This is a genomic window from Nocardia sp. NPDC006982 (assembly GCF_042869435.1).
Lineage (GTDB): Bacteria > Actinomycetota > Actinomycetes > Mycobacteriales > Mycobacteriaceae > Nocardia.
The window spans coordinates 755,125-761,399 of the sequence record NZ_JBIAFV010000004.1 but is presented as its reverse complement, the minus strand read 5'-3'; the positions used below and the strand labels follow the sequence as shown (position 1 = coordinate 761,399).

Below are 6,275 nucleotides of genomic sequence, written 5' to 3'. Positions count from 1 at the left end.
GTCTTACGAGCGAGGAGTTCGCGGCCCGTCTCGCGTCCGAGTCGTCGAAGCGCATGCGACGAAGTCGCGAGTCTCGACGGCTCGGACGCGAGACACCAGGGGGCCGCGAACACGCAGCGCCGCAGGCGCTGCCAACGACAGAGCACACGGCGCGCCGCAGGCGTGCCAAATTCAACACAGGTACCGTACGGCCGTGACTTCTGTGGAACCCCCCGAGCACGTGCGCGCCACGTTCGGTCTGCGCGAAGTGACCCCGGTTTCGCTGGGAGACTGGGACGGCGGCTGGCGGCTCGGTGATGTGGTGCTCAGCCCGATCGCCGATCATGCCAGGGCGGCGTGGTCGGCGAAGGTCCGCGAAACCCTGAAGGTGGACGGCCTACGCCTGGCCCGCCCCGTGCGTGCCACCGACGGCCGCTACGTGGTGTCCGGTTGGCGCGCGGATACCTATTTGGAGGGTGTACCCGAGCCACGTTACGACGAGGTCGTCTCGGTATCACTGCGACTACACAAGGCCACGGCGGAGCTCGAACGACCACGGTTCCTGGTCCAGCCGCCGGTCGCCCCCTGGGTCGATGTCGACGTCTTCGTCGCCGCTGACCGCGCCGCCTGGGAGGCGGTACCGCTGCGAAGTCTGCGCGCCGGTGGCATCACCCCGGCAACATCCCCCGACGGCCAGCGCAGCATGGAATTGATCGGCCAACTCGCCACACTCCGCAAACCGGTCCAAACACCCGCGCAACTGGTGCACGGAGACCTGTTCGGCACGGTACTTTTCGCCGGAGTCTTCACACCCGGCCTGACAGACATCACGCCGTACTGGCGTCCGGCGCCATGGGCCGCCGGTGTCATCGTCGTCGACGCGCTCGCCTGGGGCGGCGCCGACGACGGGCTGCTCGACCGCTGGTCCGATCTACCCGAGTGGCCGCAGATGTTGTTGCGAGCGGTCATGTTTCGGCTTGCTGTACATGCGCTGCACCCCCGCTCGACCCCCGAGGCGTTTCCCGGATTGGCGCGGACCGCCGACATGGTTCGCCTCATGCTCTGAGTTTCGTCCCAACCGCGCGATCGCCCGGTTACCCGATCTGCGCCGTGCGCTGCATCGGTTGCTCTATGCTCGGACAACCGCCATCAGGCGGAGTCGTTTTACCCGCTTTTCGGGCCACCGGATGCTGTGTGGTTGCCCGTGCTCGAACGGCCCCGCGACCGGTTCAGATGATGCCGGAATGGAACCGGATCGGACCCTCGTGGAGCAGCGTAAGCGTTGTGCCCGTGCTAATTTGACGTTCGTGGACGCGGTGAGGAGCGGCGCGCCTGCGACTTGGGGTGAGGACGGCAGCAGGTGAGAATCCAACCGAGGCAACAGATTCTGGATGTATGGCGCGCCATGCTCGCCGCGTGCTGGGATGGCAGGGAGTGGCGCTGGGGCGGTCGGATGGACGCCAACTCTATCAGCGATTCCGAACAGTTGCTCTGCCTGTTGTATCCGGCCACCGAGATCGATATCTTCGCACTGGACAATCCGGATCGCATGGAGGACGACGTCAGTTCGGTCCTCGAACCGCTCGGTGGTCCGAAGCAGATCGGCAGCTTCGTGGTCTGGCTGCTCGAGCGCTACATCGAGCAGAACACCCGTAACGACGGGCAGCCGAACTTCTCTGCGGGCAGCTATCTGCGCTCCGCCGATGAGCGCGAACCCAATACGGCGCAGCGTGGTATCGAGGTCGTCGATTCGTACTCCATGTCGCTGACCGTCTGTATGGCGGGCCTGCGCTTCTTGCGCGCCTTCCGCGGTTGGGCGCGACCAGGGGAACTGACACAGCGGATCGATATCCTTTCCGGGCAGCTCAGTGCGCGGCTCACCGCGGCGATGACCGGACTGGTCCGCAGTTTCGTCGTCAACACCGTCAAGCCGAAATCCCCTGAGGGACAGGCGATTCTGGGGATGCTGAACCAGACCGGCGAGCCCGAGCAGGCCATGGTCGACGGTGTGCGGCGCAGTCTGGAACGGGTACGGGCGCGGTTGCGCAGTGACGTCACTCTGGGCCAGGAGGAATCGGTCAAGGAGCTCGAGGACGAGAATCTGCTGTTCGAATGCGGGTGGAGTTGGGGTGTGGTGCGCGACGCCACCGAGGTCGACTTCGTCGAGGCGCAGATCGCGAGTGAGAAGGGCATCGCCGATCCGCGCCCGTATCTCTATTTCACCGTCGTCGCGCTGGACGGCATCAACGACCTGGTCTCGCCGCGCACCGGTGAGCTCGGTCTGCTCGACGAGAAACAGCACCGGCTGGCCCAGGCCCTGCGTACCCGCTGGGAGTTGACCCAGCGCTACTGGTCGACGGTCGCGCGGTTCGGCTCGGGCAGTTGGCCGCTGGAGGATATTCCGTGGCGCACCTCCGACGGCGAGCAGTCGGACTACTTCAGTCTCATCGTATCCGCGGTATTGATCCAGGATCTGGTCGCGCGCACCGCCTCCGATGACGACTTGACAAGGGCCGTAGCCATTTTCGACGAATTGGCCGGCCGGGGCCGGATCATTCGCCGGACCATGCGCGAGGACCCCGCGGTCGCGCTGCACACTCCCGGCGTGCGGCTGACCCTGCGCGGCAGTGAGGGCGTCGAGGACGGACCGACACTGCAGTGGGAGGTTTCGGACTTCTCAGCGGTGCTGCTCAAGCGAATGCTGCAGGCGGCCAGGCTGTCCAACAATGTCGCGGCCCGCGACAAGCTGATGGAATTGGCCAAATCGGTGATGGAGCATCTGGATCGGCGCATGCTGCGGGCCGGTGCGCCCGGACTGTGGGACGATCCGGCGGGCGCGTTCGGGGAGAACGGCGATGCCGAGGTCACCAGGCCGTCCTGGTACATGACCGAACGCGTCGTCGAATGTCTGGTGGCCGCGGACCGCACCTACCGTGAACCGCCGCCCAACTGGCCGGATCTGCAGGACGTCGCGCGGGTCATGCTGAATACCGCCGAACATCGATTCGATCAGGAGATGCTCGGTGTGAGCATCGATGACACCTCGGGCAACCGGGCCGCGCTCGATCGCGTGGAGGACCATATCGATCAGGCCAGGCGGTTGGTGCGCGAGGATTCCGCGACCACTTTCGTGCACGCCCTCGACGCCCTGCGTGAACTCGACCGTCTGGCCGCCGCCCGCCGCGATGCGACAAGGAACCCCTAGCGCATGATCGTGTTCGCAACCTCCGACAAGGGCGGCACCGGCCGCTCGGTGACCAGCTGCAATCTCGCCTATCGGATGTGTGTGCGGGGTAAGCGGGTCGCCTATTTGGATTTCGATTTCGGTTCCCCGACCGCGGGTGCGCTTTTCGAGATCAGCGGTGTGGAGCGCGGTATCACCGGTGGCGACGGTCTGCATTCCTATTTGCTCGGTCGCGGCGTCGCCACTCGAATCGACGTGCGGGACAATACCGATCGTCGCGAGTTACGCAAGATGCGCACGCGAACCGGCAAGCTGTTCCTGTTGCCCGGCGATGCCGGTGGCGCGGAGTTCACCAAGATCGATGACCGTACCCTGGACAACTGCGCCCAGTTGCTGCTCGAAATCGATCAGGACTTCGACGTATGCATTGTCGATCTCAGCGCGGGACGCTCGGTGGCGATGGAAATCGCGCTCAAGGCAACGGCTTTGCCGCAGCTGGCCGCGCGAACGGTGCGCTGGCTGGTATTTCATCGCTGGACCCGTCAGCACATCATCGCCGCACACGGTCTGGTGCGCGGACAGTACGGGATCCTCGATTGCGGTGCGGGCGCGGGCCACGATCCCGAGGTACTGCTGGACAACATCAGGTACGTGCGCACCGCGGTGCCGCAATTGAACGAGGCGACCGAATCCCCTGGGCCGCAGGCGGCTTGGTTGCACCAGCAGGACTCCATGTTGAAACGGCTGGCATCGACGAACAAGGTCGGTGCGAGCGCGATGCTCGGCGAGACTCCGGTCGAGCCGGTATTGCAATGGCGCGAACAGCTGATTCTGGACATCGACGTGCAGAAGGAAATTGCCAACAAGGCAACCGTCGAGGCCTTCGACACGCTCGCCGATCGCGTGCTCGATCCCGCGACCTGGCGCCGGATCTGAATCGACCGAACTCGAGAACACCATCGGAGGAAAGGGATTTCGAGCACATGGAGCATGCCGCAGGCTACAGCGAGGCCACCGAGCACCCGCGCGTCGCCAAGGTGCCGCTGTCCCATGTGTCGATCGAGGTCGGACATTTCTATATGCACGATCTGGCCAATGGCGAGGAGAAGATTCGCACGCAGTTTCGTCGGATCGTGCCACTGGTCACGGCATTCACCGAGGCCGCGAAAATCGAATTCGGTCCGCGCGCCAGGGTGAGCACCTGCTTTCTGGTCGACGACTATTTCCGGTCCGACACCAATCCCGGCGAAATACTCGACAAATTGCTGCGCAATGCCGACGAATGTGGTCTGAGCATCGACTATTTGGCGCGCGAGGCGGGCTGCTGGGAGGTTCCGGCCGCCGAATACGGCGCGGCGAGCGCGCCGCGTATCGAGCTGGCCGAGTTGGTCCGCGCCCGCATCGTGGCCGAACCGCCCGAGGGTGCGAACGGACGCAGACCGCCCACCGCGGAATCCGGCTGGCTGTGCAATGGCCGACGCGCCTCCGATGATCCCTCGGAACAGGCCATGCACGACGAGCCGTACGAACCGGCCGAGGAGTTCGGGCGGCGCGAGCATTCGATTTTCCTCGATGTCGAAATGTGGAGCAAGCAGACCCGAAAGGTGAACGGGCGCAAGGAAGTCTTCACCAAATGGTCCTGCCCGTATCTGGCCTCCATCTGGCAGTTGCTGCGACTGGGCATGCTGCGCTTCGACGGTATGCCGGTGGTCGAGCCGCAGCCGTGGGAGGCGGGTATGCCGTGGCCGAGCAGTTGGTGGGAGATGCCCGCGGTCGTCCAGCTGAATCCGCGGGCCAAACCTTTTGCCGCATATCGGTCACTTTCGCTACTGCCGCAGCGATATCTGGGTATCGAGCACGCGGTGCGGGTAATACTCGATCACATCCAACTCGACGACGAAGTGGTGGATCAGATCGTCGCCAGGGGCGACGAGGAGGGTATCTACGTATCGCGCAAGGTGACCGAACGCCTCACCCATTTCCTGCTGGACGGATCCTGACGTGAACGAACCGAACGATTCGGCCGCGCGCCGGATGCGCACGGCCCGCTCGACGCCGCATCTCAGGCAGCTGCGTCGTGGCCGAGCCGTGCGCCTGCTGATGCGCGCGGGTGCGGCACAGACCAGGACACCCGCAGGCCCCCTGATCGTGTTCGGTGAGGTGGACACCTGCCTGCTGCCCGCGGCGGCGCCGCTGCCGCGCGGTGATCTCGAGCAACTGCTCGAGCTGGTGCCGGGCCGTCCGATGCTGTGGCGGGAGCGGCCGATGTCGCTCGCGGTTTCGCCGACTACCGCCGAGGGTGTGGATTGCCGGTTGGCCGCCCCTTCGCATCCCGATGTGCGGGCGATCGGCACGGTGGCAACGCATGCGGTCGTGGTCGGCGGACGGGTGCTGCAGAGTTCGGCACAGACCAGAGTCGTGCGCGCCGCAGGCGATCAGCGCCGGACGTGGTCGCACTATCTTAGCCAGGTCGGGGTGTCCGAGGTGATCACCAAGGTCACCGCCGAAACCGGTGCCCGGCTGGCCGAGGGCTTCTTGGCCGCGGGCCCGCCGCCGGTGGGCACCCTCGATCTCGCGTCGATCGCCAATCGGCTGCTCGGCCGCATTCGGATGGATCACCGCCTCGATCAGAACACGCCGGTGCAATCGGGGACGACCAGGCTGCGCTGGGCGGCGCGGATCGGTGATCCGGCGCAGCCGGTGGTGTGGTTCCGGTTGCAGAACGATACGGTCCGCACCGCGTTGATCACCGTGCGCACCGAGGCGGAGCTGACCGATGTGCAGCGGTTCTGTGAGGATCTCGCGGCGCACGATTGGCTGCTGTCGGTCACCGCCGCGGCGCTGGAGCAGTCCGATCTGTACCCGCCGGGCAGTGCGGAGTCGGTGGCGGTGCTGGCCCCGGTGTTGCACCACCTGGCACATCTGTGGGTGCCCGGCGCGCATACGCCACCGGCGCTGCGCGGGCTGTGGACGCAGCTGAACACCGACCCGGATTTCACCGCGGGTCGGCGGGCATTGATCGATCAGCTGCACAATCGGGTGCTGGTGGCGACACTGGATGCGGTGCGGCACACCAGAATCGGCACCGAGGACTACAGCGCGGATTAGCCTG

5 protein-coding genes are annotated in these 6,275 nt (G+C 65.6%); all 5 read left to right on the top strand.

Annotated features, from left to right (window positions below; genetic code table 11):
* The first annotated feature begins 193 nt into the window (after window positions 1-193).
* Entirely contained in the window at window positions 194-1,045 is an 852-nt protein-coding gene (locus ACFYOW_RS20495; RefSeq protein WP_040694815.1) for a TIGR02569 family protein, read from the top strand.
* 294 nt (window positions 1,046-1,339) lie between these two features.
* Complete coding sequence (locus ACFYOW_RS20490) at window positions 1,340-3,184, top strand: SCO2524 family protein (RefSeq protein ID WP_387290014.1); 1,845 nt, start codon at window positions 1,340-1,342, stop codon at window positions 3,182-3,184.
* A gap of 3 nt (window positions 3,185-3,187) precedes the next feature.
* Window positions 3,188-4,099: an SCO2523 family variant P-loop protein gene (locus ACFYOW_RS20485; protein ID WP_387290012.1), complete on the top strand. Its 912-nt coding sequence runs from the start codon at window positions 3,188-3,190 to the stop codon at window positions 4,097-4,099.
* Window positions 4,100-4,146: 47 nt separating this feature from the next.
* Window positions 4,147-5,163, top strand: a complete 1,017-nt coding sequence (locus tag ACFYOW_RS20480) for an SCO2522 family protein (RefSeq protein WP_387290010.1) — start codon at window positions 4,147-4,149, stop codon at window positions 5,161-5,163.
* A 1-nt stretch (window position 5,164) separates the two neighbouring features.
* Window positions 5,165-6,271, top strand: a complete 1,107-nt coding sequence (locus tag ACFYOW_RS20475) for an SCO2521 family protein (RefSeq protein ID WP_387290009.1) — start codon at window positions 5,165-5,167, stop codon at window positions 6,269-6,271.
* Window positions 6,272-6,275 lie beyond the last annotated feature (4 nt).